This window comes from Variovorax sp. 22077, from assembly GCF_052044195.1.
GTDB lineage: Bacteria > Pseudomonadota > Gammaproteobacteria > Burkholderiales > Burkholderiaceae_C > Variovorax > Variovorax atrisoli.
Map to the genome: position 1 here is coordinate 1 of NZ_JBQEQC010000042.1, position 22385 is coordinate 22385.

32 protein-coding genes are annotated in these 22385 nt (G+C 67.5%); 6 read left to right on the forward strand and 26 right to left on the reverse strand.

The window, feature by feature from the left end:
* Nucleotides 1-107: 107 nt before the first annotated feature.
* From ACTJLF_RS33540 to ACTJLF_RS33550, 3 genes are all read left to right on the forward strand, one after another.
* On the forward strand, nt 108-803 hold the full coding sequence (locus ACTJLF_RS33540) for a helix-turn-helix transcriptional regulator (RefSeq protein ID WP_019657656.1): 696 nt from the start codon (nt 108-110) through the stop codon (nt 801-803).
* Nucleotides 804-993: 190 nt separating this feature from the next.
* A complete protein-coding gene (locus ACTJLF_RS33545; RefSeq protein WP_354424024.1) occupies nt 994-1836 on the forward strand; it encodes a DMT family transporter in 843 nt (280 codons plus the stop codon).
* A 98-nt stretch (nt 1837-1934) separates the two neighbouring features.
* Entirely contained in the window at nt 1935-2252 is a 318-nt protein-coding gene (locus tag ACTJLF_RS33550) for a hypothetical protein (RefSeq protein WP_019657658.1), read from the forward strand.
* Between the two features lie 45 nt (nt 2253-2297).
* On the opposite strand, the gene ACTJLF_RS33555 is transcribed toward ACTJLF_RS33550, so the two are convergent.
* The 11 genes from ACTJLF_RS33555 to ACTJLF_RS33605 form a co-directional block, all read right to left on the reverse strand.
* On the reverse strand, nt 2298-3341 hold the full coding sequence (locus tag ACTJLF_RS33555) for an NADP-dependent oxidoreductase (RefSeq protein WP_019657659.1): 1044 nt from the start codon (nt 3339-3341) through the stop codon (nt 2298-2300).
* A 124-nt stretch (nt 3342-3465) separates the two neighbouring features.
* Nucleotides 3466-4848: a HAMP domain-containing sensor histidine kinase gene (locus ACTJLF_RS33560; protein WP_354414212.1), complete on the reverse strand. Its 1383-nt coding sequence runs from the start codon at nt 4846-4848 to the stop codon at nt 3466-3468.
* A gap of 29 nt (nt 4849-4877) precedes the next feature.
* Nucleotides 4878-5573, reverse strand: coding sequence for a response regulator transcription factor (locus tag ACTJLF_RS33565; RefSeq protein WP_354424019.1), 696 nt, complete (start codon nt 5571-5573; stop codon nt 4878-4880).
* Nucleotides 5574-5623: 50 nt separating this feature from the next.
* Entirely contained in the window at nt 5624-6013 is a 390-nt protein-coding gene (locus ACTJLF_RS33570; protein ID WP_244164398.1) for a hypothetical protein, read from the reverse strand.
* Entirely contained in the window at nt 6010-6411 is a 402-nt protein-coding gene (locus ACTJLF_RS33575; RefSeq protein WP_440884799.1) for a DUF4260 domain-containing protein, read from the reverse strand. The genes ACTJLF_RS33570 and ACTJLF_RS33575 overlap by 4 nt, the downstream gene beginning before the upstream one ends.
* A 94-nt stretch (nt 6412-6505) precedes the next feature.
* Nucleotides 6506-6970, reverse strand: coding sequence for a Spy/CpxP family protein refolding chaperone (locus tag ACTJLF_RS33580; protein ID WP_354414216.1), 465 nt, complete (start codon nt 6968-6970; stop codon nt 6506-6508).
* 155 nt (nt 6971-7125) lie between these two features.
* Entirely contained in the window at nt 7126-7500 is a 375-nt protein-coding gene (locus ACTJLF_RS33585) for a DUF4148 domain-containing protein (protein ID WP_440884800.1), read from the reverse strand.
* A gap of 214 nt (nt 7501-7714) precedes the next feature.
* Complete coding sequence (ptsP, locus tag ACTJLF_RS33590) at nt 7715-9532, reverse strand: phosphoenolpyruvate--protein phosphotransferase (protein WP_019657666.1); 1818 nt, start codon at nt 9530-9532, stop codon at nt 7715-7717.
* A gap of 146 nt (nt 9533-9678) precedes the next feature.
* Nucleotides 9679-9948 (reverse strand): HPr family phosphocarrier protein, encoded by a 270-nt coding sequence (locus tag ACTJLF_RS33595; RefSeq protein WP_019657667.1) that lies wholly within the window; start codon nt 9946-9948, stop codon nt 9679-9681.
* The gene (locus ACTJLF_RS33600; RefSeq protein ID WP_126186373.1) at nt 9917-10372 is read right to left on the reverse strand and encodes a PTS sugar transporter subunit IIA; all 456 of its coding nucleotides are present in this window, start codon (nt 10370-10372) and stop codon (nt 9917-9919) included. The genes ACTJLF_RS33595 and ACTJLF_RS33600 overlap by 32 nt, the downstream gene beginning before the upstream one ends.
* A gap of 149 nt (nt 10373-10521) precedes the next feature.
* Entirely contained in the window at nt 10522-11076 is a 555-nt protein-coding gene (locus tag ACTJLF_RS33605) for a hypothetical protein (RefSeq protein WP_132755131.1), read from the reverse strand.
* 99 nt (nt 11077-11175) lie between these two features.
* Between ACTJLF_RS33605 and ACTJLF_RS33610 the strand changes: the two genes are divergently transcribed.
* Nucleotides 11176-11673 (forward strand): TlpA disulfide reductase family protein, encoded by a 498-nt coding sequence (locus ACTJLF_RS33610; RefSeq protein WP_093206298.1) that lies wholly within the window; start codon nt 11176-11178, stop codon nt 11671-11673.
* Between the two features lie 158 nt (nt 11674-11831).
* Here the strand turns inward: ACTJLF_RS33610 and ACTJLF_RS33615 are convergent, their stop codons facing one another.
* Nucleotides 11832-12278, reverse strand: a complete 447-nt coding sequence (locus tag ACTJLF_RS33615; protein WP_019657671.1) for a c-type cytochrome — start codon at nt 12276-12278, stop codon at nt 11832-11834.
* 161 nt (nt 12279-12439) lie between these two features.
* Between ACTJLF_RS33615 and ACTJLF_RS33620 the strand changes: the two genes are divergently transcribed.
* Complete coding sequence (locus tag ACTJLF_RS33620) at nt 12440-13153, forward strand: cytochrome b/b6 domain-containing protein (protein WP_440884801.1); 714 nt, start codon at nt 12440-12442, stop codon at nt 13151-13153.
* The gene (locus ACTJLF_RS33625) at nt 13150-13737 is read left to right on the forward strand and encodes a GNAT family N-acetyltransferase (RefSeq protein ID WP_019657673.1); all 588 of its coding nucleotides are present in this window, start codon (nt 13150-13152) and stop codon (nt 13735-13737) included. The genes ACTJLF_RS33620 and ACTJLF_RS33625 overlap by 4 nt, the downstream gene beginning before the upstream one ends.
* Nucleotides 13738-13841: 104 nt before the next feature.
* On the opposite strand, the gene ACTJLF_RS33630 is transcribed toward ACTJLF_RS33625, so the two are convergent.
* The 14 genes from ACTJLF_RS33630 to rpsJ all read right to left on the reverse strand — a co-directional run bounded on the left by ACTJLF_RS33630 (nt 13842) and on the right by rpsJ (nt 22306).
* Nucleotides 13842-14348 carry a peroxiredoxin gene (locus ACTJLF_RS33630; RefSeq protein ID WP_019657674.1) on the reverse strand — a complete coding sequence of 169 codons (507 nt, stop codon included), beginning with the start codon at nt 14346-14348 and terminating at the stop codon, nt 13842-13844.
* Nucleotides 14349-14427: 79 nt separating this feature from the next.
* Nucleotides 14428-14697, reverse strand: a complete 270-nt coding sequence (gene rpsQ, locus ACTJLF_RS33635) for a 30S ribosomal protein S17 (RefSeq protein WP_015867662.1) — start codon at nt 14695-14697, stop codon at nt 14428-14430.
* Between the two features lie 9 nt (nt 14698-14706).
* The gene (gene rpmC, locus ACTJLF_RS33640; RefSeq protein WP_026346743.1) at nt 14707-14916 is read right to left on the reverse strand and encodes a 50S ribosomal protein L29; all 210 of its coding nucleotides are present in this window, start codon (nt 14914-14916) and stop codon (nt 14707-14709) included.
* Between the two features lie 52 nt (nt 14917-14968).
* Entirely contained in the window at nt 14969-15385 is a 417-nt protein-coding gene (gene rplP / locus ACTJLF_RS33645) for a 50S ribosomal protein L16 (protein ID WP_019657676.1), read from the reverse strand.
* 52 nt (nt 15386-15437) lie between these two features.
* A complete protein-coding gene (rpsC, locus tag ACTJLF_RS33650; protein ID WP_019657677.1) occupies nt 15438-16352 on the reverse strand; it encodes a 30S ribosomal protein S3 in 915 nt (304 codons plus the stop codon).
* A gap of 13 nt (nt 16353-16365) precedes the next feature.
* Nucleotides 16366-16698: a 50S ribosomal protein L22 gene (gene rplV / locus ACTJLF_RS33655; RefSeq protein WP_019657678.1), complete on the reverse strand. Its 333-nt coding sequence runs from the start codon at nt 16696-16698 to the stop codon at nt 16366-16368.
* Between the two features lie 9 nt (nt 16699-16707).
* Nucleotides 16708-16986 carry a 30S ribosomal protein S19 gene (gene rpsS, locus ACTJLF_RS33660; RefSeq protein WP_007838132.1) on the reverse strand — a complete coding sequence of 93 codons (279 nt, stop codon included), beginning with the start codon at nt 16984-16986 and terminating at the stop codon, nt 16708-16710.
* A gap of 10 nt (nt 16987-16996) precedes the next feature.
* A complete protein-coding gene (rplB, locus tag ACTJLF_RS33665) occupies nt 16997-17821 on the reverse strand; it encodes a 50S ribosomal protein L2 (RefSeq protein WP_019657679.1) in 825 nt (274 codons plus the stop codon).
* 2 nt (nt 17822-17823) lie between these two features.
* Nucleotides 17824-18159, reverse strand: coding sequence for a 50S ribosomal protein L23 (rplW, locus tag ACTJLF_RS33670; protein WP_019657680.1), 336 nt, complete (start codon nt 18157-18159; stop codon nt 17824-17826).
* Complete coding sequence (gene rplD / locus ACTJLF_RS33675) at nt 18156-18776, reverse strand: 50S ribosomal protein L4 (protein WP_019657681.1); 621 nt, start codon at nt 18774-18776, stop codon at nt 18156-18158. Before rplD ends, rplW begins: the two co-directional genes overlap by 4 nt.
* The gene (gene rplC, locus ACTJLF_RS33680) at nt 18776-19456 is read right to left on the reverse strand and encodes a 50S ribosomal protein L3 (protein WP_019657682.1); all 681 of its coding nucleotides are present in this window, start codon (nt 19454-19456) and stop codon (nt 18776-18778) included. The genes rplD and rplC overlap by 1 nt, the downstream gene beginning before the upstream one ends.
* Nucleotides 19457-19678: 222 nt before the next feature.
* Complete coding sequence (locus tag ACTJLF_RS33685) at nt 19679-20227, reverse strand: hypothetical protein (protein WP_440884802.1); 549 nt, start codon at nt 20225-20227, stop codon at nt 19679-19681.
* 22 nt (nt 20228-20249) lie between these two features.
* Complete coding sequence (locus ACTJLF_RS33690; protein ID WP_145761553.1) at nt 20250-21839, reverse strand: hypothetical protein; 1590 nt, start codon at nt 21837-21839, stop codon at nt 20250-20252.
* Nucleotides 21840-21991: 152 nt separating this feature from the next.
* Nucleotides 21992-22306, reverse strand: coding sequence for a 30S ribosomal protein S10 (gene rpsJ, locus ACTJLF_RS33695; protein ID WP_007838118.1), 315 nt, complete (start codon nt 22304-22306; stop codon nt 21992-21994).
* Nucleotides 22307-22385: the final 79 nt, after the last annotated feature.

A 22385-nucleotide genomic window follows, 5' to 3' on the forward strand; every position in this document is an offset into this window, starting at 1 on the left:
CATTCCGTTCCTGGTCGTCTGCGCAGCATCGGCGCTGCTGCTGCGGCTGGGGTGACAGCGGCGGTGCGGCGTCGGACAATCGCGTTCTCCCTTCCCCGCGTCCTCCCATGCACACGCCCGCCACGCACACCCTGGCCCTGCGCGACTACGGCCACTCGCACGGCAGCCACGCGCACGACCATTTCCAGGTGCTGATCGGCCTGGACGGTGTGCTCGAAATCGAGGTGGAAGGCCGAGGCGCCGGCATCGCCGCGGGCGAGGCGCAGGTGGTGGCGCCGGGCGACCGGCACGACTTCAGCGCGCGCAGGCACGGCGCCGTGTGCCTGGTGCTCGACACCACGCAGCCCGCATGGGCCCGCTGCGCCGAGCGCGCTCCGCCCGGTTCGCCGCAGTTGCACGCGCTGGCGCGCTACCTCGCGCAATGCATGAAGCAGCCGCAGGCCTCGGCACTGGCGCTGCAGCACGGCCCCGCGCTGCTGCTGGAGGCCTGGAGCCCATCGCCGGCGTCCTCCGCCGACTCGCGCCGCCGCCGCATCGACTGGCACCTGCTCGCCGACTGGGCCCGCGCCCGCTGGCACCAGCCGCTGGCCGTGGCCGACCTGGCGGAGGTCGCCTGCCTGAGCCCCAGCCAGTTCGCCCAGCGCTGCCGCGACGAGCAGGGCATGGGCGCGATGCAGTGGCTGCGCTCGATGCGGCTGGCGCACGCGCGGGAGCTGCGGATGGGCGGCATGAGCGTGGCGGAGACGGCGAGGCGCACCGGGTACCGTTCGCCTTCCGCTCTTACGGCAGCGCTTCGGCGCTGACTTCCCCCTCCCCCGCTGGGGGAGGGTCGGGGTGGGGGCACGACGGCGCCAATGGAAAACACGTCGCCTGATAGACGGCCTGCCCCCATCCCCGCGTTCCCCCAGAGGGGGAAAGAGCAACCCCCGAACCATCGTTTCGCGACGACGAACCGTCATTGCGCGACGACCGCATCGCGTAGCCTCGCCGTCCATGCCATCGACCGCCTACGCACTGATCGCCATCGCCCTGTGGACCACGCTCGCTTCGCTGGGCACTTCCCTGTCCCACCTGCCGCCCTTCCTGCTCACCGGGCTGGCGCTCATCATCGGCAGCGTGCCGAGCTGGCCGCTGGTGCTGCGCGACCGCGGCGCCTGGAAGGTGCCGCCGCGCACGCTGGCGCTGGGCATCTACGGGCTCTTCGGCTACCACTTCCTGCTGTTCATCGCGCTGCGCTACGCGCCGCCGGTGGAGGCCAACCTGGTCAACTACCTCTGGCCGCTGCTGATGGTGGTGCTGGCGCCAGTGCTGCTGACGGGCGTGTCGCTGAGGCCGCTGCACCTGGTGGCGGGGCTGCTGGGTTTTGGCGGCGCGGCGGCGGCGATCCTGGGTGCAGGCGGGGGCGGCGGCGCTTCCGCCGCGGGGTACTGGGGCTTCGCGCCGGCGCTGGCCTCGGCCTTCGTCTGGGCGAGCTATTCGCTGTGGACGAAGCGCGTGCCGGCCTTCCCGACCTCGGCGATCGGCCTGTTCGGACTGGTCTCGGGGGTGCTCGCGCTGGCCTGCCATGCGGTGCTGGAGCCCTCGGTGCCGCTGACGGCCCGCGACTGGGCGCTGCTCGCGCTGTGCGGCCTCGGCCCGCTGGGCGCGGCCTTCTTCGTGTGGGACATGGCGCTCAAGCGCGGCGATGCGCGGCAGATCGGCATCCTGAGCTACATCACGCCGCTGGGCTCGACGGCGCTGCTGCTGCTGGTGACGGGCCGTCCACTGACCTGGACCATCGCGCTGGCGGCCTGGCTCATCATCTCGGCGGCGATCATGGGCACGCGCGTGCGTTGATCGCGGCGATGCGGGCGTGCTGAATCAGGCTGTATCCGACGGCGCGCCTTCATCTTTTCTGGCTAGAGTGGAGGCTCAGGAAAAAGGAGCCAACCCACATGGACGACAAGAACAGGGATTTCGAGATCACGCCAAAGCTGGTGTTCGACCTGAACCTGGCGCTGTACCTCGACCTGGTGGCCGCGCTGGAGGGTGCGGGCGCCGTCACCTACCGCCAGATGGCGGCCCGGGTGCTGAACATCAGCATGGATGCACGCAACGACGGCGAGACCGGCCTGTCGACGGTGCTCGAGGGCATCGCCCGGGGCTTCGCCGGCCACGGCGACGGCCTGTCGATCGAACTGCTGAAGGCCGCGCGGAACCTGCGCGAGGACGACGCGCTGGGCGACATCCCCCTGCGCCCCGACGAAGGCTGAGGCAGGCGCGGCCTCCCCCTCCTTCGTTTCGGCTTCCGCCTCGCCTCAGTCTTCGGCGACCTGCAGCACCAGCTTGCCGAAGTTCTCGCCCGCGAAGAGCTTGTTGAGCGACTCGGGGAAGGTGTCCAGCCCCTTCACCACGTCTTCCTTGCTCTTCATGCGGCCGTCCTTCAGGTAGCCGGCCATCTCGGCGATGGCGATGTGGTACCGGTCGGCGTAGTCGAACACCACGATGCCTTCCATGCGCGCGCGGTTCACCAGCAGGCTCAGGTAGTTCCTCGGGCCCGCCGAGGGCATGCTGTTGGCGTTGTTGTACTGGCTGATGGCGCCGCAGATGATGATGCGGGCCTTGCGCGCGAGCCGCGCGAGCACCATGTCGAGGATCTCGCCGCCGACGTTGTCGAAGTAGATGTCCACGCCCTTCGGGCAGTGCGTCTTCAGGCCCTCGCGCACCGCGGCGGCGCCGGCCTTGTAGTCGATGCAGGCGTCGAAGCCCAGCTCCTTGACCACCCAGTCGCACTTGGCCTGGCCGCCGGCGATGCCGACCACGCGGCAGCCCTTGATCTTGGCGAGCTGGCCCACGGTCTGGCCGACCGCGCCGGCCGCGCCCGACACCACCACCGTCTCGCCCGGCTTGGGCATGCCCACGTCCATCAGGCCGAAGTAGCCGGTCATGCCGGGCATGCCCAGCACGTTGAGCCACTGGGTGATGGTGCCCACGTTCAGGTCGATCTTCACCAGGCCGTTGCGCTTGATCTGGTCCCCCGGGATGAGGATGTATTCCTGCACGCCCAGCGTGCCGTAGACGGTGTCGCCCACCGCGAACTGCGGGTTCTTCGAGGCAACGACGCGGCCGACGCCGCCGGCGCGCATCACTTCGTCGATGCCCACGGGCGGGATGTAGCTCTTGGCGTCGTTGAGCCAGCCGCGCATGGCAGGGTCGAGCGACAGCGACAGCGTCTTGACGAGCACGCCGCCTTCGGCCGGTTCGCCGACGGGCTCGGTGGTGAACTTCCAGTTTTCGCGCGTGGCCGTGCCCTCGGGGCGCTTGGCGAGGCGGACCTGGTGGTTGGTGAGTGGGGTGCTCATGGCGTCTGTCTCCTTGACCTTGAATGAGGGGCGCTGGCGCGCAGGCGCATCGTAGCGGCGCCCCCGGGGCGGGCAGGTAGCGCAGGCGACAGCGGCGCGCCCGGCGCCTCGGCCCCTTCCGGGTTCAGGCCAGCCTGACGACGATCTGCAGCCCCGGGTGCGCATTGCGCACCGTGAGCTTGCCGCCGTGCGCCTCGGCGATGAGCCGGCACAGGTACATGCCAAGGCCCACGCCGCCGGTGGCGCGCGCCCGGGCGCCATCGGTGCGGTAGAAGGGTTCGGTCAGGCGCTCGAGCTGCTCCTCGTCCACGCCGGGGCCGTGGTCGCGCACCTCGATCTCGGCGCCCTGGCTGCTGCCGTCGAGCACGGCGCGCAGCGATACGCAGGGCGGACGCGGCGCATCGGCGCTGTAGCGCAGCGCGTTGTCCAGCAGGTTGCGCACCAGCAGGCGGATGCGCATGCGGTCCGCCGCGTGCGCCGGCAGGCCCTCGGCCAGGTCGAGGTGCACGTGCTCCGCGCCGGGCATCTCGGCCACGATCTCGCGGATCAGCGCCGCCAGGTCGACCGGTTCCCGCTGCAGCGCCACGTGCGGGCTGGCCAGGCGCTCGCTCTCGAGCAGGTCGCTGATGAGGTCGCGCATCTCGTTGAGATCGCGCAGCAGCGCGTCGCGCTCGGCCTGCCCCTCGGGCGTCGTCGGCAGCAGCTCGGCGTTGAGGCGCGCGCGCGTGAGCGGCGAGCGCAGTTCGTGGCTCAGCGCCAGCAGCAGCCCGCGCTTGGCGTCGAGCATGGCCTGGATGTCCTCGGCCATGGTGTTGATGCGCTCGGCGAGGTCCCCCAGGTCGTCGTTGCGGCGCACCGGGATGGGCTGCGTGAACTCGCCCCGGCCGAAGCGCTGCGCGCCTTCGCGGATGTCGATCAGCGGGCGCAGCAGCCTGCTCACGTAGGCGTACGCCAGCAGCACGCACGACAGCAGCAGGCCGAGCGTGGCCCAGCCGATGATGCGCGGCGCCAGCTGCCAGAGCTTGGGCGACCAGCCGAAGATCACGCGGTGGCCGTCGGCGGTCGGGCGGATGAACCACCTGTCGCCGCCGAAGACGTCCTCGCGGTCGTGCATCCACCCGCCGGGGCCGTTCGCGCCGCCGGGGTTGGAATCCCAGTTGACCTTGGGGCCGACGATGCGGATGGTGATCGGCAGCCGCGCCACCAGCGCCTGCGCGCGCGCCACGTCGGGCGGCGTGCCGATCTCGGCCACGAGGCGGTCGGCGTAGTCGGTCAGCATCGGCTTGGCGGCCTCGGCCCAGCCGGTGGAGAACGACTTCTTCATTCCGCCCATGAAGACGGCCGCCATCACCAGCGCGAGGAGCACGAACATCAGCACCAGCCGCACGCGCAGCGAACGGCGCCAGCGGCGCTTGCCCTGCACCTTCTCGTTCCAGCGCGCGTGCCACTTGGCGTGCCAGTCGCCGCGCGTCATCTCGTCGCGGCACTCCTCGCCGCGCCACCGCATCCTGCGGGACTCCCTGCTTCGGCCGAAATTCATGCAGGCTCGCTGCGGGCCACCGCCAGCGCATAGCCCGCGTTGCGCAGCGTCTTGATGCAGTCCAGCGGCTCCAGCTTCTTGCGCAGCCGGCTCACCACGATGTCGACCGCGCGCGTGTAGAGCTCGGCCTCGTGGCCGCGCAGGCGGTTGAGGATGTCGTCGCGGCTGAACACCTTGCCCGGTTCGGCCGCCAGCAGCGCGAGCAGCTCGAACTCGGTGCCGGTGAGCTCCACGCGTTCGCCATGGCGCAGCACCTGGCGCCGGTCGAGGTCGATCGACAGGCCGTCGAACACCCGGTATTGCGTGCCGCTGGAAGCGGCCTGCGGGGTACTGCGCTGGCGCCGCAGGATGGTCTGCACGCGCGCCACCAGTTCGCGAGGCTCGAAGGGCTTGGGCACGTAGTCGTCGGCGCCGAGTTCCAGGCCGACCACGCGGTCCATCACTTCGCCGCGGGCAGTGAGCATCACGATGGGAATGTCGCTTTCCTTGCGGATCTCGCGGCACAGCGCGAAGCCGTCCATCTCGGGCAGCATCACGTCGAGGATGGCCGCGTCGTAGGTGCCCGCGCGCAGCTTGGCCAGGCCCTCGCTCGGACGCACCGCGCTCTCGAGCGTGCAGCCGAAGCGTGCGAAGTAGGTGGTCAGCGGCGCGGCGAGGTGCTCGTCGTCGTCGATCAGCAGGATGCGCGGCATGGCGGGATTGTGCCTCCGGACGAGGAAGTGGCGAATGACCTCGCTGACCATCAGACCCGCCGGCATCGCACCGCCCAGGTCAGTCCCGTCACGAGGATGGAAAGCAGCAGCGCGTGGTAGACCACGTCGGGCACCGTGCGCGGGCCGATGCCCGCGACGATGGTGCCGAGCCCGACCAGCGTGCCCGCCAGCGCGAAGCCCTGCCCGAAGATGGCCGCGCGGCGCGCATGGTGCGGGCGCAGCCAGGTCTCCACCGAGGCCAGCACCAGCACGGTGGCGATCACCGCCTCTGCCGTGCGCGCCGCCGGGTGGGCGTAGCCGGGCACGAGCAGCCCGGCGTGCACCATCGACGCGACGCCCAGCGTGAGCGCCTCGCTCAGCATCCAGGCACGCGCGGCCGGCGCGTGCACGGCATGGGAGGCTGTGCGGTCGCCGCTCACCACGGATCCGCCTTGCCGATGCGGCCCAGGTGCGTGACGGCGAAGCCGCTCGCGTACTTGAGCCCATAGCCCAGCGCGTGGTCCATGCCGATGTGGGCCAGCCAGATCAGGCTGCCGGCCACCGCCCACGGCATGGCCGCAAGCACGCCCAGCGCCAGCAGCAGCACCGGACCGACGTACGAATGCGCCGCGTTGTAGAGCGCCGCGCCCGTGCGCGGACCCGCGAGGTAGCCCAGCAGGGAGAGATCGGGCGCGAGGAGCCAGAGCGCGAACACGCCCCAGCCCGCCCCGAACTGCGCGTAGGCGGCGAGCGCCACGCCGAGCACCACCGCGCCTTCGAGGCGCAGCAGCGTGCGCACGCCGCCTGTCGCTACCACCGCGGCCTTGTCGGAAGACACCGTGGAACCGGCTTCGCCGGTCCACTGGTGTCGCCCCCGGAGAGCGGGGAGGCGAAGCGACACGGAGTGCGCGAAGCCTGGGGGCGAGCCAGCCCTAGCCATGACGGCTCCAGCGGCGGCCGCCACGCTCCATGAAGTCGCGCACCTTCTGCTGCTGCGCGGCGTTCAGGTTGTCGTAGAAGTCGGCGGCGGCGGCGATGATCTCGGGGCTGCCGTTGCGCACCGCGGCCGTCTTCTCGTCGATCAGGCGAGCGGCGCCGGCCTGGTCGAGCTTGTTGCCCGCGAACAGCGCCTTGAACTGCGAGCGCGGATCGCCCGAGCCGCCGGCACCGCGCATGGCTTCGCGCTGCGCCTGCAGCTTCTCGGCCAGCACCGTGAGCTTCTGCTTCTGGTTGGCGTCGAGCTCGAGCTTGCTGCCCACGCGCTCGACCATCTTCGCGCGGAACTCCGCGCTGTCGCCGCCCCAGCCGTGGCGATAGCTGCTGCAGCCGGCGATGCTGCCGGCAACCATCGCGGCGCCCGCGAAGCCGAAGAGAGTGCGCTTGATCCAGTGTTTCATGGTGATGTCCTTGGTTCGCCCCCAGGGTTCGCGCACTCCGTGTCGCGCGCGCCTTCCCCCTACCGGGGGCGACACCGATGGCCCGGCAAAGCCGGCTCCATGGTGCCCCTGATAAAGAGAGGGGCTTCGTTGATGAAAGGGGTCCTGCCTGTTGCTTACAGGCGGCTGCTCTTGGCGTTGGCAGCCGAGGCGCGTGCGTCCACGGGGTTCTGCATGGTCGAGATGACCTGGCTGTTCACGCGCGAGCTGGCCGACACGTTCTGGTCGGGCGCGGCGGCTGCGCGGACGGCTTCGGCGACGATGCGCGAGCGCTCGGTCGAGATGGCCATGGTCTCGGCGCCGCGCGAGCCGCGCACCACGTTCTGGTCGGGCGCGGATGCGGTGCGCACCGCTTCGGCGTTGACCTCGGCGCGGCTCTTGGCCGACACGGCGGTCTGCACGCCCTCGTAGCTCTCGGCCTTCGCGCCGGCTGCGGCGAGCATGGCGAAGGATGCGACGGCGACGATCTGGGTGAAGGAGATGGAGTTCATTTCAGGCCTTTCTTGCAGTGGTTGAAGAGAAGGCCTGATCGTGCTTGCGGGGTCTGCGCAAGTCCTTTCGCCGCAGTTTCGGCGTGTTTCGTTAAGTTTCAGCTCACCCTCGGGCTGCGCGAACTTCGTGTCGCGCGCGCCTTCCCCCTACCGGGGGCAACACCTGCGGCCCGGCAAAGCCGGTTCCGCGACGTTTCCCGAATGAACAGCCTGATCAGCCCGCCATTGCGGCGGCCGGATCGTCGGAGTCGAGCACGCTCTTTGCCCAGGCCTCGAGCTTGCCGGTGTCGGCACGCAGCACTTCCTGCTTGACCGCGAGGATGCGCGAGGGATGCATCGAGAAGCTGCGCAGGCCCAGCCCCAGCAGCAGGCGGGTGAAGGCCACGTCGCCCGCCATCTCGCCGCACACGGCCACGCCCTTGCCCTGGCGGCGGCACTCGGCGATGGTGTCGGCCACCAGGCGCAGCACCGCCGGGTGCGCCGGGTCGTAGAGGTGCGCCACCGATTCGTCGGCCCGGTCGATCGCCAGCGTGTACTGGATCAGGTCGTTGGTGCCGATCGACAGGAAGTCGAAGTGCTTGAGGAAGATGCGCAGCGTGAGCGCCGCCGCCGGGATCTCGATCATCGCGCCGAGCTTCACGTGGCCGTACACCGCGCCGCGGTTGTCGAGCTCGGCACGTGCGAAGTCGATCAGCGAGAGCGTCTGCCTGATCTCGCTCGCGTGCGCGAGCATCGGGATGAGCAGGTGGATCTCGCCGTGCGCCGCCGCGCGCAGGATGGCGCGAAGCTGCGTGAGGAACATCGCCGGATCGGCCAGGCTCCAGCGGATGGCGCGCAGGCCCAGTGCCGGGTTCAGGTGCTCCTGCTTGTTGGCCGAGATGCTGTCCAGCGGCTTGTCGGCGCCCACGTCGATGGTGCGGATGGTGACCGGCATGCCCTGCATGCCCTCCACCGCACGCCTGTAGGCCTGGTACTGCTCCTCCTCGTCGGGCAGGCGGGTCTGGCGGGTGCTGGTGTCGCGGCCCATGAAGAGGAATTCGCTGCGGAACAGGCCCACGCCCACGGCGCCGGCCTTGACGGCGCCCACGGTGTCTTCCGGCATCTCGATGTTGGCGAGCAGCTCCACGCGCTGGCCGTCGAGCGTGACGGCAGGCTTGTGGCGCAGCCGCGCGAGCCGGCCGCGTTCGAGGTCGCCCTGGCGCTGCTTGAAGCCGTACTCGGCCAGGATGATGGGCGACGGGTCGACGATCACCACGCCGGCGTCGCCGTCGATGATGACCCAGTCGTCCTGCCGCACCAGCTGGCTCGCGGTGCGCGCGCCGACCACGGCAGGGATGTCCATGCTGCGCGCCACGATGGCGGTGTGCGAGGTGCGCCCGCCCACGTCGGTGACGAAGCCTGCGAACACGCTCTTCTTGAACTGCAGCATGTCGGCCGGCGAGAGGTCGTGCGCGATCAGCACCAGCGGCACGTCGATGCCGTCGCCCGCGGTGGGGTCGTCGCTGTCTTCGTCGTCGCCGTCCTCGACCGGGGCCGCCGCGCGCTTGCGGCGCGGCGGGCTCGGTGCCAGAACGGCGGCCGTGCCCTTCATGCGGTGCAGCAGCCGCTCGACCACCTGTTCGAGGTCGGCCTTGCGTTCGCGAAGGTACGGGTCCTCCATCTCGTCGAACTGGCGCGCGATGATCTCCAGCTGCGTGGTCAGCGCCCACTCGGCGTTGTATAGCCGCTCGCTGATCCAGTGCTTGACGCCGCCGCTGAGGGCCTCGTCCTGCAGCAGCATCTGGTGCACCTCGAGCAGCGCCGCGAGCTCGTGCGGCGCGTCGTTCGGTCCCATCTGGGCGACGTTGGCCTGCAGCTTGGCCAGCTCGTCGGCCACCGCGTTGCGCGCGGTGCGCACGCGGTCGATCTCGGTCTCGATCTCTTCGGGCTTGATGAAGTAGTGGGCAACGTCGATGCGGCTCGACACCACCAGCACGGCGCGCCCGATGGCAATGCCACGGGCGACGGGGAGGCCGTGGACTGCGAAGGTCATGTCTTCAGTCCCCCGCTCCGCTGTGGATGCGATGCTTGCACCAATTCGCGGGATGCCGTCGAACCGGCTTTGCCGGGCGGCTGGCATCGCCCCCGGCGAGGGGGTTGGCGTTCACACGAAGTGAAAAAGCCTGGGGGTGGACCATTTCATTCGCCTTCGCCGAACTTGTCGTCCATGAGCTGGACGATGGCGTTCATCGCTTCTTCTTCCTGGGGGCCGTTGGTTTCCAGCTCGACGGTGGTGCCGATGCCTGCGGCCAGCATCATCACGCCCATGATGCTCTTGGCATTGATGCGGCGGTCGCCGCGGGAGAGCCACACCTCGCAGGGAAAGCTGCCTGCGAGCTTGGTCAGCTTGGCCGATGCGCGTGCATGCAGGCCCAGCTTATTGCTGATGGTCACGGATTTCTTGATCACTGTGCTTTCTTTTCGCCTGGTTCTGGGGAGCCGCCACCGCCACCTGCATGACACCCGCGGTGCCGCCCGCGAGGGCGCGCTGCACCAGCGTCTCCAGGGGTTCGTGCCGGTAGGTGACGGCACGCAGCAGCATCGGAAGGTTGACCCCCGCCACCAGCCGCGACCGGACGCCGTCCACCAGCTTCTGCGCCACGTTGCAGGGCGTGGCGCCGAACACGTCGGCGAGCACCAGCACCTGCGAACGCGGCGCGCGCAGCTGCTGCGCGAGCGTGATGCGCGCGGCCGCCAGCGTCTCTTCGGGCGACACGTTGGGCAGCACGTCGAGCGCGGCGATGACCTGCTCGCAGTCGGGAAACACATGCAGCGCGCACTGCCGCATCGCGTGGGCGAACGGAGCGTGGGCGATGATGAGGATGCTGTTCATGCGAAAGGGAGGACGACGCGTCGATTATGCGGGGGCGCCCAGGGGAAGTAGATATGCCACATAACGCAGCAGCCACGGAAAGCGGACAGCACCGTGCAAGGCGGACCGATCGGGGCAGCTATCAGAACCATAGCGGACGAGGCGACGGCTCATGGAAGCCTCAGGCCCTCGAAGAAGGTCGGGGCCGCCTCGGCCGACGACGGCCGGCCCAGCACCGTGGCCTGGTAGAGCGCCACCGAGCCGTCCTTTTGAGACTGGGCGAACCACAGCACCTGCAGCGGCATGGCGGAAGTGCCTTGCGGCGGCGCAACGACTTCCAGCCGAAGCGGCGCGGGTACCGCCGTGGCGCGCGGCAAGCTGGCGGCAGACTCCGTCACCTGCGCCTCGCCCAGCTGGGCGCGGGTGGCGGTGCGCCAGGCACGCAGCCAGGCCTCTGCCTGCTCGGGGCCGTTCGCGGAGGCGTGCGCGATGGCGAAGGTCGCGCCGCCCGCCTCGCAGCCGGTCATGTCGACCTGCACCGATTCGGCGCCCAGCGGCAGCGCGCGGGTCGCGCGGTCGGCCTTGCAGGGCAGCATCGCCACCAGGCCGGCCCCGGCGACCGGCACCTCGCGCCAGTTGAAGGCGGGGCTGCAGGCTGCGAGCAACGCGGCCGCGGTCAGCACGGCGAGCCGGAAGCGGGAAACGGCGAGGGACGGCGACGGCATGGGGCAGCGATTATCGAACCGCTCGCGGCGAGCGGGATGTCGCCGGCACGATCCGGCACACGGAACTAAAATCGCGGCGCCCTTGTCTTGCACGAAGCCATGAAGAAATATCTCGCAGCCGCCGCAGTCGTCGTCGCATTGGCCACCGGCGTGGGCGTGTACCTCGGCTCCGGCGCCACCGCCGCCCCCGCCTCCACCTTCGTGCTGCTGGACGGCACGCAGAAGAGCACGGCGGACCTGAAGGGCAAGGTCACCCTGGTCAACTTCTGGGCCACCAGCTGCGTGACCTGCGTGGGCGAGATGCCCAAGGTCATCGCCACCTACGACAAGTACAAGGCGCAGGGCTACGACACCCTGGCCGTGGCCATGAGCTACGACCCGCCGAGCTACGTCGTCAATTTCGCCGAAACGCGCAAGCTGCCGTTCAAGGTGGCGATCGACAACACCGGCAGCGTGGCGCAGGCCTGGGGCGACGTGAAGCTCACCCCGACCACCTACCTGGTCAACAAGCGCGGCGAGATCGTGAAGCGCTACGTCGGCGAGCCCGATTTCGCCGAGCTGCACAAGCTCATCGAGAAGCTCCTGGCCGAAGCCTAGAACCGGCTATCCCCGAGGCTACGCGCACATCGTGTCGCCTCGCTGCGCCCCTTCTGGGGGCGATATAGGCCCGGCGATGCCGGCTCCGCGGTATCCGTGGATGAAAAAGGGCGCTCCTTGGAGCGCCCTTTTTCTTTGATCTTGTCGTGATCCGCGGGTTATTGGGCGCGGAAGCTGTCGTGGCAGGCCTTGCAGCTTGCGGCGGTCGGGCCGAACTGGGCCTTGAGCGCGTCGATGTTGCCGGCCTTGGCGGCGCTCGCCAGCTTGCCGGTTTCCTCGATCAGCTTCTGCTGGCGTTCCTTGAACTTGGCATCTTCCTTCCAGACTTCAGGCTTGGCCTTGCCGCCCTCGGCGCCGGGGCCGAAGCCTGCCCAGGGCAGCTTCGCCATGTCGGCGACCACTTCGGCGTTGGCCGCGGCAGCGGCTGCGTCGTAGGGCACGCGGCCGTTGGCCATGGCGCCGAGGCGGCCGAAGTGCTGGCTCATCACGAACAGCGAGCTCTGGCGGTACTTGATGGCGTCTTCGGGCTTGGCGAACTGGGCGGCCGCGGGAAGGGACATGGCCGCGCAGGCGGCTGCGACGGCCAGGGAGGCGAATCGTTTCATGGGTGATCCTCGTGTGGGGAAAAAACGCCATCGTGCGCGGCGCTGCGGGCGAGTGTAGGGGCGGGCCGTACTGGCCGCATAGCAACAACCCGAAGCGGCCTGGGGCCCGGACTTTGCTAATCTGCGCCTTCCGCAGCATCGCGCCCCTCGCGCCTTCCTCGATGACCGACTCCTCCGTGGCCGCCTTGCGGGCGGCTTCCGGCCCTGTTGCCCCCACCCGGGTCTGGGACCTGCCGACACGCCTTTTCCACTGGGCGCTGGCCGTCGCCGTGATCGGCATGATCGGCACCGGCCTGAACGGTGCCATGGAATGGCACTTCCGCATCGGCCACTCGGTCATGGCGCTGCTGCTGTTCAGGCTGCTCTGGGGCTTCGTCGGCGGACGCTGGTCGCGCTTCGGGGCTTTCGTCTACGGGCCGGGTTCGCTCGCGGCCTACCTGCGCGGGCGGGCGCATCCGGATCACCTCGTCGGCCACACGCCGCTGGGCGCGCTTTCGGTGTTCGCGGTACTGATCATCCTCGTGCTGCAGGTCGCGACCGGCCTGATGGCGGACGACGAGATCTCGGCCTCCGGACCGCTCACCCGCTTCGTCTCCGGCGACATCGTGAGCATGGCCACCGGCTGGCACAAGGCGCAGGGCAAGTGGATCGTGATTGCTCTCGCGAGCCTGCATGTGCTGGCGGTGCTGTTCTACGTGCTCGTCAAGCGGCACCGCCTCGTGCGGCCGATGGTGACGGGCGACAAGCTGGTCGCACCTGCCGCGAACGGCCAGATGGCGCCCAGCCGGGACGACGCGGCATCGCGCTGGCTGGCGCTGGTGCTGTTCGGGCTGTGCGCGGGCGTGGCCTGGTGGGTTTCGTCGCTGCGCGTATGAGCTTCTCCGTCTCACGCCCCCTGCCGCTGTCGGCCATGCCGGCGGTGGTGCTGCTCACTCCCGAAGAACCGCACGAGATCGAGGCCGCGCGCACGATCTTCCGCGACTATGCGGGTTCGCTGGGCATCGACCTCGATTTCCAGGATTTCGACGGCGAACTGGCCCATCTGCCCGGCGAATATGCCGAGCCGCGCGGTACGCTGCTACTGGCGCTGGTCGATCCGGCGAACGTCAAGGAAGAAGCCGGGCGCCAGGCGCCGACACTCAGGCGCGCCGATGGCACGCTGGCACATGTGGCGGGCTGCTGCGCGCTGCGTCCGCTGGACAACGCGGACTATGCGAACGCGGCGGAAATGAAGCGCCTGTACGTGCGTCCCGGTTTCCGTGGCCTGGGGCTGGGCCGCCAGCTGGCCGAGGCGATCCTCGATGCCGCACGCAGCGCGGGCTACGGCTGCGTCCTGCTCGACACGCTCGACGACATGGAGTCGGCCCGGGCGCTTTACGAGGACCTGGGCTTCGTGGAGGTGCCGCCCTACTATCACAACCCCGTCGCCGGGGCTCACTATCTGAAAGTGGAGCTCTAGCCCGGCCCTGGCGACGCACGCACTCGGCATAGCCTCACCGCCCCATGTGAGGACCGGGCCGGATCGGGTGGCTGAACCCTGCGGCCCTCCCGAAGAATACCGACTCAGCCGCGGGCCTGGGCCAGCAGCGTGTCGGCGTCGCTCACTTCGAACTTGCCCGGTGCCTCGACGTTGAGCGTCGCGACCTTGCCGTCCTTCACGAGCATCGAGTAGCGGTTGCTGCGCAGGCCCATGCCGCGAGCGGTCAGGTCGAGCGTCAGGCCGGTGGCCTTGGCGAAATCGGCGCTGCCGTCGGCCAGCATGCGCACCTTGGTGCCGGTCTTCTGGTCGCGCGCCCAGGCGCCCATCACGAAGGCGTCGTTCACGCTCACGCACCAGATCTCGTCCACGCCGGCGGCCTTGAAGTCATCGAAGTGCTGCACGTAGCCCGGCACATGCTTGGCCGAGCAGGTGGGGGTGAAGGCGCCGGGCAGCGCAAACAGCGCGATGGTCTTGCCTGCCGCTGCCTTGGTCACGTCCACGGGGTTCGGGCCGATGCTGCAGCCTTCGCCCTCGACTTCGGAGTATTCCTGCAGGGTGGCCGAGGGAAGGGTGTCGCCGACTTTGATCATTGAAAGTGCTCCTGGAAAAAGAAAACGGCCCACATTGTGGGCCGTTTCCGGGATGGCTGCTTTGTCGAGCCGGGGATGATCAGACCAGGACGGCCTTCTCGACCAGACGGGTCACGACCCAGTTCTTGGTCTTCGAGATCGGACGGCTTTCCGTGATCTCGATGGTGTCGCCCAGCTTGTACTCGCCCTTTTCGTCGTGCGCGTGGTACTTGCTCGTCTTGGCCACGATCTTGCCGTAGAGCTCGTGCTTCACACGACGCTCGACCAGCACGGTCACGGTCTTGGCACGCTTGTCGCTGACCACCTTGCCGATCAAGGTGCGCTTGAGGGATTTTTTAGCTTCCGTCATGTTCACTCCTTACTTGGCGGCTTGGGCTTCTTGCTGCTTCTGAGCAAGAATGGTCTTGGCGCGCGCGATGTCGCGGCGGGTCACGCGCAGCGTCGAGGTGTTCGACAGCTGTTGCGTGGCCTTCTGCATGCGCAGGCCGAAGTGGGCCTTCTGCAGATCCTTGATTTCGGCTTGCAGGCCTGCGACGTCCTTCGTGCGCAGGGTTGCGGCCTTCGTCACCTTGGCGGCAGCCGCGGTGTTCTTCTTACGTGTTGCCATGGATGTTCTCCTCTCAGGCGCCGAGCTGGCGAGCGACGAACGTCGTGCGCAGCGGCAGCTTGGCGGCGGCCAGGCGGAACGCTTCGCGGGCGAGCTGTTCGGGAACACCGACGATCTCGAACACGATCTTGCCGGGCTGGATTTCGGCGACGTAGTACTCGGGGTTGCCCTTACCGTTACCCATCCGCACTTCGGCGGGCTTGGTCGAGATCGGCTTGTCGGGGAACACGCGGATCCAGATACGGCCACCGCGCTTCACGTGACGCGAAATCGCGCGACGAGCGGCTTCGATCTGGCGCGCCGTCAGGCGGCCGCGGTCGGTGCATTTGAGACCGAAGTCACCGAACGCAACCGAGTTACCCGTGGTTGCGATGCCGGTGTTGCGGCCCTTTTGTTCCTTGCGGAACTTTCTGCGTGCAGGTTGCAGCATGTTTTGTTACTCCGTGAGGGCCCCAGGCGCTTGCGCGCCCGGGAGCGACCGATTACTCGGTCTTGGCACCGTCCGCTGCTGCAGCGGGCGCGGCTTTGCGGACGCGCTTAACGGCGGGTTTCGAGTCTGCACCGGCACCGCCGGTTGCTTCTGCGGGCTTGTCGCTGCCATCGGCCGGAGCGGTGTTGCCACCGATCGGGCCGCGGGCACCGGCGCGCGGGCCGGGGCCACGGCGGTCGCTGCCCGGACGGTCGCCACCGGGGCGGCCATCGCGGCGGGGACCACGCGGGCGACGTTCCTCTTCAGGACGCGGCGTCTCGACGGCGGGCAGGTCGTTGCGACCCAGCGTGTCGCCCTTGTAGACCCAGACCTTCACGCCGATGACGCCGTAGGTCGTCTTGGCTTCGGAGGTGCCGTAGTCGATGTCGGCGCGCAGGGTGTGCAGCGGCACGCGGCCTTCGCGATACCACTCGGTACGAGCGATTTCGATGCCGTTCAGGCGGCCAGCCGACATGATCTTGATGCCCAGGGCACCCAGACGCATGGCGTTCTGCATGGCGCGCTTCATGGCGCGGCGGAACATGATCCGCTTCTCGAGCTGCTGCGTGATGCTGTCGGCAATCAGCTGCGCATCGATTTCGGGCTTGCGCACTTCCTCGATGTTGACCGCAACGGGCACGCCGAGCTGCTTGCCCAGTTCGCGCTTGAGGTTCTCGATGTCTTCGCCCTTTTTGCCGATCACGACGCCCGGACGAGCCGAGAAGATCGTGATGCGTGCGTTCTTGGCGGGACGCTCGATCATGACGCGCGAGACCGAAGCGTTCTTCAGCTTCTTCTTCAGGTACTCGCGAACCTTGATGTCTTCGGCCAGCATGCCCGCGAAATCGCGGTCGCTTGCGTACCAGCGGCTGGACCAATTACGGGTAACCGCCAGGCGGAAGCCGGTTGGGTGGATTTTCTGTCCCATATTTCTTCCAGGCTTAGTTGCCAACCGTCACGTACACATGGCACGTGGGCTTGCTGATGCGATTGCCGCGACCCTTGGCGCGCGCCGTGAAGCGCTTGAGCGTGGCGCCTTGCTCGACGTAGATGGTCTTGACCTTCAGTTCGTCGATGTCGGCACCGTCGTTGTGCTCGGCGTTGGCGATGGCCGACTCGAGCACCTTCTTCACGATCACAGCGGCCTTCTTCTGCGTGAACTGCAGGATGTTGAGCGCTTGATCGACCTTCTTGCCGCGGATGAGGTCAGCGACCAGACGGCCCTTGTCGACCGACAGGCGGACACCGCGGAGGACTGCACGTGTTTCAGACATGGTCGTTCCTTACTTCTTCTGGACTTTCTTGTCCGCGGGGTGCCCCTTGAACGTGCGCGTGAGCGCAAATTCGCCGAGCTTGTGGCCGACCATCTGGTCGGTGATGTACACAGGCACGTGTTGCTTGCCGTTGTGCACAGCGATGGTCAGGCCGATGAACTCGGGCAGAACCATCGAGCGGCGCGACCAGGTCTTGATCGGCTTCTTGTCCTTGGTCGTCACGGCCTTGTCGGCCTTGGCCACGAGGTGGTGGTCGACGAACGGACCCTTCTTGAGAGAGCGAGTCATTGGCTATCCCTTACTTCTTGCGACGCGACACGATGAAGACCTGCGTGCGCTTGTTGTTGCGGGTCCGATAACCCTTGGTCAGATTGCCCCACGGGTCGACCGGATGACGGCCTTCGCCGGTACGGCCTTCACCACCACCGTGCGGGTGGTCGATCGGGTTCATCACCACGCCGCGGACGGTCGGGCGGATACCCATGTGACGCTTCACACCGGCCTTGCCGAGCTGGCGCAGGCTGTGCTCTTCGTTGGCCACTTCACCGATGGTCGCGCGGCATTCGATGTGGATGCGGCGGACTTCGCCCGAGCGCATGCGGACCTGGGCGTAGACGCCTTCACGGGCCAGCAGCGTGGCCGAGGTACCGGCCGAGCGGGCGATCTGCGCGCCCTTGCCGGGCTGCAGTTCGATGCAGTGGATCGTCGAACCCACCGGGATGTTGCGGATCGGCAGGGTGTTGCCGGCGCGGATCGGGGCTTCGGCGCCCGACAGCAGCGTTGCACCGGCTTCCAGACCGCGCGGGGCGATGATGTAGCGGCGCTCGCCGTCGGCGTAGCAGACCAGAGCGATGTGGGCGGTACGGTTCGGGTCGTATTCGATGCGTTCGACCTTGGCCGGGATGCCGTCCTTGTTGCGCACGAAGTCGACGACGCGGTAGTGGTGCTTGGCACCGCCGCCACGATGACGGATCGTGATGTGGCCGTTGTTGTTGCGGCCGGCCTTCTGGAACTGGGGTTCCAGCAGGGCTGCGTGAGGAGCACCCTTGTGCAGGTGGTCACGCGAGATCTTCACCGCGCCGCGTTGGCCCGGCGAAGTGGGTTTCATCTTGATGACGGCCATGATTAAGCGCCTTCCCCGACGAGGTTGAGCTCTTGACCGGCCTTCAGGGTCACATAGGCCTTGCGAACGTTGTCGCGGCGGCCGACGGACTTGCCGAAGCGCTTGGTCTTGCCCTTGGTGTTGAGCACCGACACGCCCTTGACTTCGACCTTGAACATCAGTTCGACGGCGGCCTTGATCTCGGGCTTGGTGGCGTCTTGCAACACCTTGAAAGTGACAGCGTTCGACTTCTCGCCGACCATCGTGGCCTTTTCGGACACGACCGGGGCGACCAGCACGTTCATGAGACGGCCTTCGTCGAACTGGCGTTGTGCAGGGGTGGGGTTCACGCGGCTCATGCGAACATCTCCTTGAGCTTGTCGACGGCACCCTTGGTGACCAGCACCTTCTTGTAGTGAACCAGAGACACCGGATCGGCGTAACGGGGTTCGACCACGAGAACGTTGACCAGATTGCGCGAGGCGAGGTACAGGTTTTCGTCGACTTCTTCGGCGATCACGAGCACGGACTCGAGATTCATCGCCTTGAAACGGGCTGCCAGCGGCTTCGTCTTGGGCGAGTCGACCTTGATCGAATCGACCACGGCCAGACGGCCTTCGCGGGCGAGCTGCGAGAAGATGGACGCCATGCCGGCGCGGTACATCTTCTTGTTGATCTTCTGCGAGAAGTTTTCGTCAGGCATGTTCGGGAAGATCCGGCCGCCCCCACGCCACAGCGGCGAGGAAGTCATACCGGCACGGGCGCGGCCCGTTCCCTTTTGCTTGAAAGGCTTCTTGGTCGAGTGCTTGACCTGTTCGCGGTCCTTCTGGGCGCGAGTGCCTTGGCGTGCGTTGGCCTGGAACGCAACGACGATCTGGTGGACCAGGTCCTCGTTGTAGTCACGGCCGAACACGGTCTCGGGAGCGTCGTACTTCGACGCGGCCTGGCCTTGTTCGTTCAGGAGTTCGAGTTCCATTACTTCGCTCCTTGGGCTGCCTGCGGCTTGGCCTTGATGGCGGGACGCACGGTGACGAAGCCACCCTTGGCACCCGGAATCGCGCCCTTGATGAGCAGCAGTTGACGTGCTTCGTCGATGCGGAAGACGTCGAGGTTTTGCGTGGTGCGGGTGACGTCGCCGAGGTGGCCCGTCATGCGCTTGCCGGGGAACACGCGACCGGGGTCTTGCGCCATACCGATCGAGCCGGGCACGTTGTGCGAACGGCTGTTACCGTGCGACGCGCGCTGCGAGCTCATGTTGTGACGCTTGATCGTGCCAGCGTAGCCCTTGCCGATGGAAGTGCCCTGCACGTCCACCTTCTGGCCTACGGAGAAGACGCTCGCCACCGGGATCACGCCGCCAGCCTTGTGCTGACCTGCGGTATCGGCGGTAACGCGGAATTCCTGGATGATCTCGCCAGCTTCGACACCCGCCTTGGCGAGGTGGCCGGCTTCGGGCTTGTTCACGCGCGATGCCTTGCGCGAACCGAACGTCACCTGCAGGGCGACGTAGCCATCGGTCTCTTGGGACTTGATCTGGGTCACGCGGTTGTTGGACACATCCACCACCGTGACGGGAACTGCGTCCCCGTCATCGGTGAAGAGACGCATCATCCCCACCTTGCGGCCCAGCAACCCGAGGGAGTTGCTCAGACTCATTTGTTTTCTCCAAAATGGAAGCTTCCTTCGCCGCTGCCACTTCAATTGGCGACAGCGTTTGCCGGGTTTCCCAGGCTGCGGAAGAAGGTTGATAAATCTCTGCCCGCATAGCACCCATGCGGACGCAACAAGGGCAGAGCCAGCGATTATAGCCCGCGGCGCGGGCTCGATGCAAGCGCCGGATTTCAGGCCTCGGAGGCCCGTTTTTGGGGCGTTTTCGGCCTATTTCGGCTCTTTGGCCGGCATCGAAATGATCTTCTCGCCCTCGGCCGACGAGTTCACCTCGCCCGCCGCCTTCATGGCAGGGGTGCTGGCGCCTGCCTGGATGGGGATGGCGACGATGCTCGTGGCGCCGCCTTGCATGACGAAGACGTTCAGGTAGGCAAGGCCTTCGCGGCCAACGGTGACCTTCGCGGTGACGGTCGTGCTCTGGCCGGCTGTAAGGGTCAGGCTGCTGCTCGTGGACAGGGAGAGGCCGGCGTCGGTCGTCAGGCGCACGGTGGCGCCGGCCGGATCGCTCACGCCGTCGAACTGGAGAACGACGGAGACCGGCTGCCCAACCCTCGGTGCACCCTCGACCCTGTACTGGATCGCCACGCCGGAATCGTTGGGCTTGCGTGCGGCTGCCGTCATCGGTGCGGCATTGCGAGAGGAAGCGGAAGCCTGCTTGGCAGCGCGCTGCGCCGGCACGCCATCCGCGCAGGCGGACGCGGCGGCGAGCGCCAGAAAGGCGGTGACGGCGGCGATGGTCGAACGGGAACGGAGGTTCATGGGTGGACTTCCTCGCTGCTACTTATTGGATCAGCACGCCGAAGCAGGTGTTTGCGCCGGAGTTGTTGACATCATTGACGACCAGAACATAGTCGCCGGCCGAGAGGCTGACGGAATTGGTGTTCCGGCTCACCACGCCGCCCCTGTAGATGACGAAGTTGGGGCTGGCGCCGGCCGGCGGGGTGATCGAGAACTGGTAGCCGCGACTGGTCGGCGCGGTGAAGCGCAGGTAGGAGAAGCTTCCGAGCTTGTTCCCGTTGCCGCGCGGATCTTCGGTGTTCGTCACACAGGCCGTGGTGTTCGCGCCAATGGTGGCCTGGATGTACATCGGCAGCACATAGCTCACGGTGGGCGATCCGCCGTTGTTGGTTTCCTGGGCGCCGTAGGCATCGTTGGAAGCCGCACTGATGTTCTGGCCCGTGAGCAGGCTTGCCAATGCCGAAGCGTTGCCCGACGCAGCCACGTTGAACGCCGCTGTGAAAGGATGGATCGAGGTGACCGGCGCGCCGCCCTTGAACAGCGCGCTCGTCATCGTGTCATGGATCGGCTTGAAGCCGACCTGCTGGTTGAGGTTCCAGAAGATCGACTGGATCGAGGATTCACGGTACCAGCCCGGATTGGCCGAGGGACCTCGTGTGAGATCGAGATTGCTGCCCTGTGCCTGGCCGGGCCCGTCCGAATCGACATAGTTGCTGCGTCCGAGCGCGATGCCCGACCAGCCATTGCCCCATCCTTCGGAGAAAGCCAGCCGGCGATCGACGCGCTCGCTCGTGGAGTGCGCACCGCCCGTCGAATCGTCGCGGCTGAAGGAAGCCTGGTAGTAGTGGCCCCATTCGTGGGCGATCACCGGCGCGTCGAACTCGTCGGTATCCACGTCCTCCTTGCCGAGCACGTAGATCTCGGCCCCTGAACTCCTGCCGACGAAGAAAGTGGTACCGATCTGCCCCAGCGCGATGCTGCCGCTGGCATTCGTGTTGTTGACGCTCCAGAACACCTTCAGCGACGGAAACGCGGTCGCCGGAGCGGCAGTCAGCACCTTCTGCATCGCGGTGTAGACCGTGTCCATGATGGCGAACGGCCCGGACACGCGCTGGCTGGTGTAGCTCGAGCCACCCCAGCCGCTGGCGGCGCGCAGGTCGCGGGTGAGCGCGACGCTACCGGTGGAGAACACCGACGACTGCATGGAATAGATCGCGCTCGACTGCGTGTTGTCGCGCACGGTGACGTCCCAGCTCGGAAGCGCACCTGTGCGGGTCAGCTGGGCGCGCACGCGGACGATGACGTTCGTGTTGGCCGGCACGCTTGCCGAATAGGCTCCGTTGTCGTCAGTAGTGGTGGTTGCGAGTTGAGACCCGCTGGCTGCGTCGAGCACCTCGACGAAGGCCCCGCGGACCGGCTTGGCCGTGGTCTCTGCATACACGAGGCGGCCGCCGGGGTTGGGCACCGATTCGTAGGTGGCCGTGCCGCTCAGGGAGACCGGTGCGGCAGGAACCAAGGGCAACAACGGGATGCCGCCTCCGCCACCCCCTCCTCCACCGCCGCCGCAAGCGGTCAGCAGCGCTGCCGCAATGCATGCCATCAAGCCCGATGCAAAGGAGATGCGTTCTCTCATGGTTGTGCTGCCCTCTTTTCAGCTACCCGGCGCTCCGAAAGATTGGCCAGCGCCGGCAACGGAGGATGCCACATCCGCGTGACATAAAGCACAAAACCCGCCTGCATTTCTACAGGCGGGTTTTCAGCAGGATCGGCTCGAAGCCGAATGGATTACTGCAGCTTGATCTCGACGTCCACGCCGGCCGGCAGGTCGAGCTTCATCAGCGCGTCCACGGTCTTGTCGGTCGGGTCGACGATGTCCATCAGGCGCTGGTGCGTGCGGATTTCCAGCTGGTCGCGCGACGTCTTGTTGACGTGCGGCGAACGCAGGATGTCGAAGCGCTTCATGCGGGTCGGCAGGGGCACGGGGCCCTTGACGATCGCGCCGGTGCGCTTGGCGGTGTCCACGATTTCAGCGGCCGACTGGTCGATCAGCTTGTAGTCGAATGCCTTCAGGCGGATGCGGATCTTTTGCTTGGTAGCCATGGTGATTCCTTTGCTCCCGTCTTGATTACAGGTCGAGGATCTTCGCCACGACGCCCGAGCCCACGGTGCGGCCGCCTTC

What these genes read in the sequence shown, in the direction of transcription:
- ACTJLF_RS33540 (WP_019657656.1), top strand. Translation starts at nt 108, where the DNA reads ATGCACACGCCCGCCACGCACACCCTGGCCCTGCGCGACTACGGCCAC.
- ACTJLF_RS33545 (WP_354424024.1), top strand. Translation starts at nt 994, where the DNA reads ATGCCATCGACCGCCTACGCACTGATCGCCATCGCCCTGTGGACCACG.
- ACTJLF_RS33550 (WP_019657658.1), top strand. Translation starts at nt 1,935, where the DNA reads ATGGACGACAAGAACAGGGATTTCGAGATCACGCCAAAGCTGGTGTTC.
- ACTJLF_RS33555 (WP_019657659.1), bottom strand. Translation starts at nt 3,341, where the DNA reads ATGAGCACCCCACTCACCAACCACCAGGTCCGCCTCGCCAAGCGCCCC.
- ACTJLF_RS33560 (WP_354414212.1), bottom strand. Translation starts at nt 4,848, where the DNA reads ATGCGGTGGCGCGGCGAGGAGTGCCGCGACGAGATGACGCGCGGCGAC.
- ACTJLF_RS33565 (WP_354424019.1), bottom strand. Translation starts at nt 5,573, where the DNA reads ATGCCGCGCATCCTGCTGATCGACGACGACGAGCACCTCGCCGCGCCG.
- ACTJLF_RS33580 (WP_354414216.1), bottom strand. Translation starts at nt 6,970, where the DNA reads ATGAAACACTGGATCAAGCGCACTCTCTTCGGCTTCGCGGGCGCCGCG.
- ACTJLF_RS33585 (WP_440884800.1), bottom strand. Translation starts at nt 7,500, where the DNA reads ATGAACTCCATCTCCTTCACCCAGATCGTCGCCGTCGCATCCTTCGCC.
- ptsP (WP_019657666.1), bottom strand. Translation starts at nt 9,532, where the DNA reads ATGACCTTCGCAGTCCACGGCCTCCCCGTCGCCCGTGGCATTGCCATC.
- ACTJLF_RS33600 (WP_126186373.1), bottom strand. Translation starts at nt 10,372, where the DNA reads ATGAACAGCATCCTCATCATCGCCCACGCTCCGTTCGCCCACGCGATG.
- ACTJLF_RS33605 (WP_132755131.1), bottom strand. Translation starts at nt 11,076, where the DNA reads ATGCCGTCGCCGTCCCTCGCCGTTTCCCGCTTCCGGCTCGCCGTGCTG.
- ACTJLF_RS33610 (WP_093206298.1), top strand. Translation starts at nt 11,176, where the DNA reads ATGAAGAAATATCTCGCAGCCGCCGCAGTCGTCGTCGCATTGGCCACC.
- ACTJLF_RS33615 (WP_019657671.1), bottom strand. Translation starts at nt 12,278, where the DNA reads ATGAAACGATTCGCCTCCCTGGCCGTCGCAGCCGCCTGCGCGGCCATG.
- ACTJLF_RS33620 (WP_440884801.1), top strand. Translation starts at nt 12,440, where the DNA reads ATGACCGACTCCTCCGTGGCCGCCTTGCGGGCGGCTTCCGGCCCTGTT.
- ACTJLF_RS33625 (WP_019657673.1), top strand. Translation starts at nt 13,150, where the DNA reads ATGAGCTTCTCCGTCTCACGCCCCCTGCCGCTGTCGGCCATGCCGGCG.
- ACTJLF_RS33630 (WP_019657674.1), bottom strand. Translation starts at nt 14,348, where the DNA reads ATGATCAAAGTCGGCGACACCCTTCCCTCGGCCACCCTGCAGGAATAC.
- rpsQ (WP_015867662.1), bottom strand. Translation starts at nt 14,697, where the DNA reads ATGACGGAAGCTAAAAAATCCCTCAAGCGCACCTTGATCGGCAAGGTG.
- rplP (WP_019657676.1), bottom strand. Translation starts at nt 15,385, where the DNA reads ATGCTGCAACCTGCACGCAGAAAGTTCCGCAAGGAACAAAAGGGCCGC.
- rpsC (WP_019657677.1), bottom strand. Translation starts at nt 16,352, where the DNA reads ATGGGACAGAAAATCCACCCAACCGGCTTCCGCCTGGCGGTTACCCGT.
- rplV (WP_019657678.1), bottom strand. Translation starts at nt 16,698, where the DNA reads ATGTCTGAAACACGTGCAGTCCTCCGCGGTGTCCGCCTGTCGGTCGAC.
- rpsS (WP_007838132.1), bottom strand. Translation starts at nt 16,986, where the DNA reads ATGACTCGCTCTCTCAAGAAGGGTCCGTTCGTCGACCACCACCTCGTG.
- rplB (WP_019657679.1), bottom strand. Translation starts at nt 17,821, where the DNA reads ATGGCCGTCATCAAGATGAAACCCACTTCGCCGGGCCAACGCGGCGCG.
- rplW (WP_019657680.1), bottom strand. Translation starts at nt 18,159, where the DNA reads ATGAGCCGCGTGAACCCCACCCCTGCACAACGCCAGTTCGACGAAGGC.
- rplD (WP_019657681.1), bottom strand. Translation starts at nt 18,776, where the DNA reads ATGGAACTCGAACTCCTGAACGAACAAGGCCAGGCCGCGTCGAAGTAC.
- rplC (WP_019657682.1), bottom strand. Translation starts at nt 19,456, where the DNA reads ATGAGTCTGAGCAACTCCCTCGGGTTGCTGGGCCGCAAGGTGGGGATG.
- ACTJLF_RS33685 (WP_440884802.1), bottom strand. Translation starts at nt 20,227, where the DNA reads ATGAACCTCCGTTCCCGTTCGACCATCGCCGCCGTCACCGCCTTTCTG.
- ACTJLF_RS33690 (WP_145761553.1), bottom strand. Translation starts at nt 21,839, where the DNA reads ATGAGAGAACGCATCTCCTTTGCATCGGGCTTGATGGCATGCATTGCG.
- rpsJ (WP_007838118.1), bottom strand. Translation starts at nt 22,306, where the DNA reads ATGGCTACCAAGCAAAAGATCCGCATCCGCCTGAAGGCATTCGACTAC.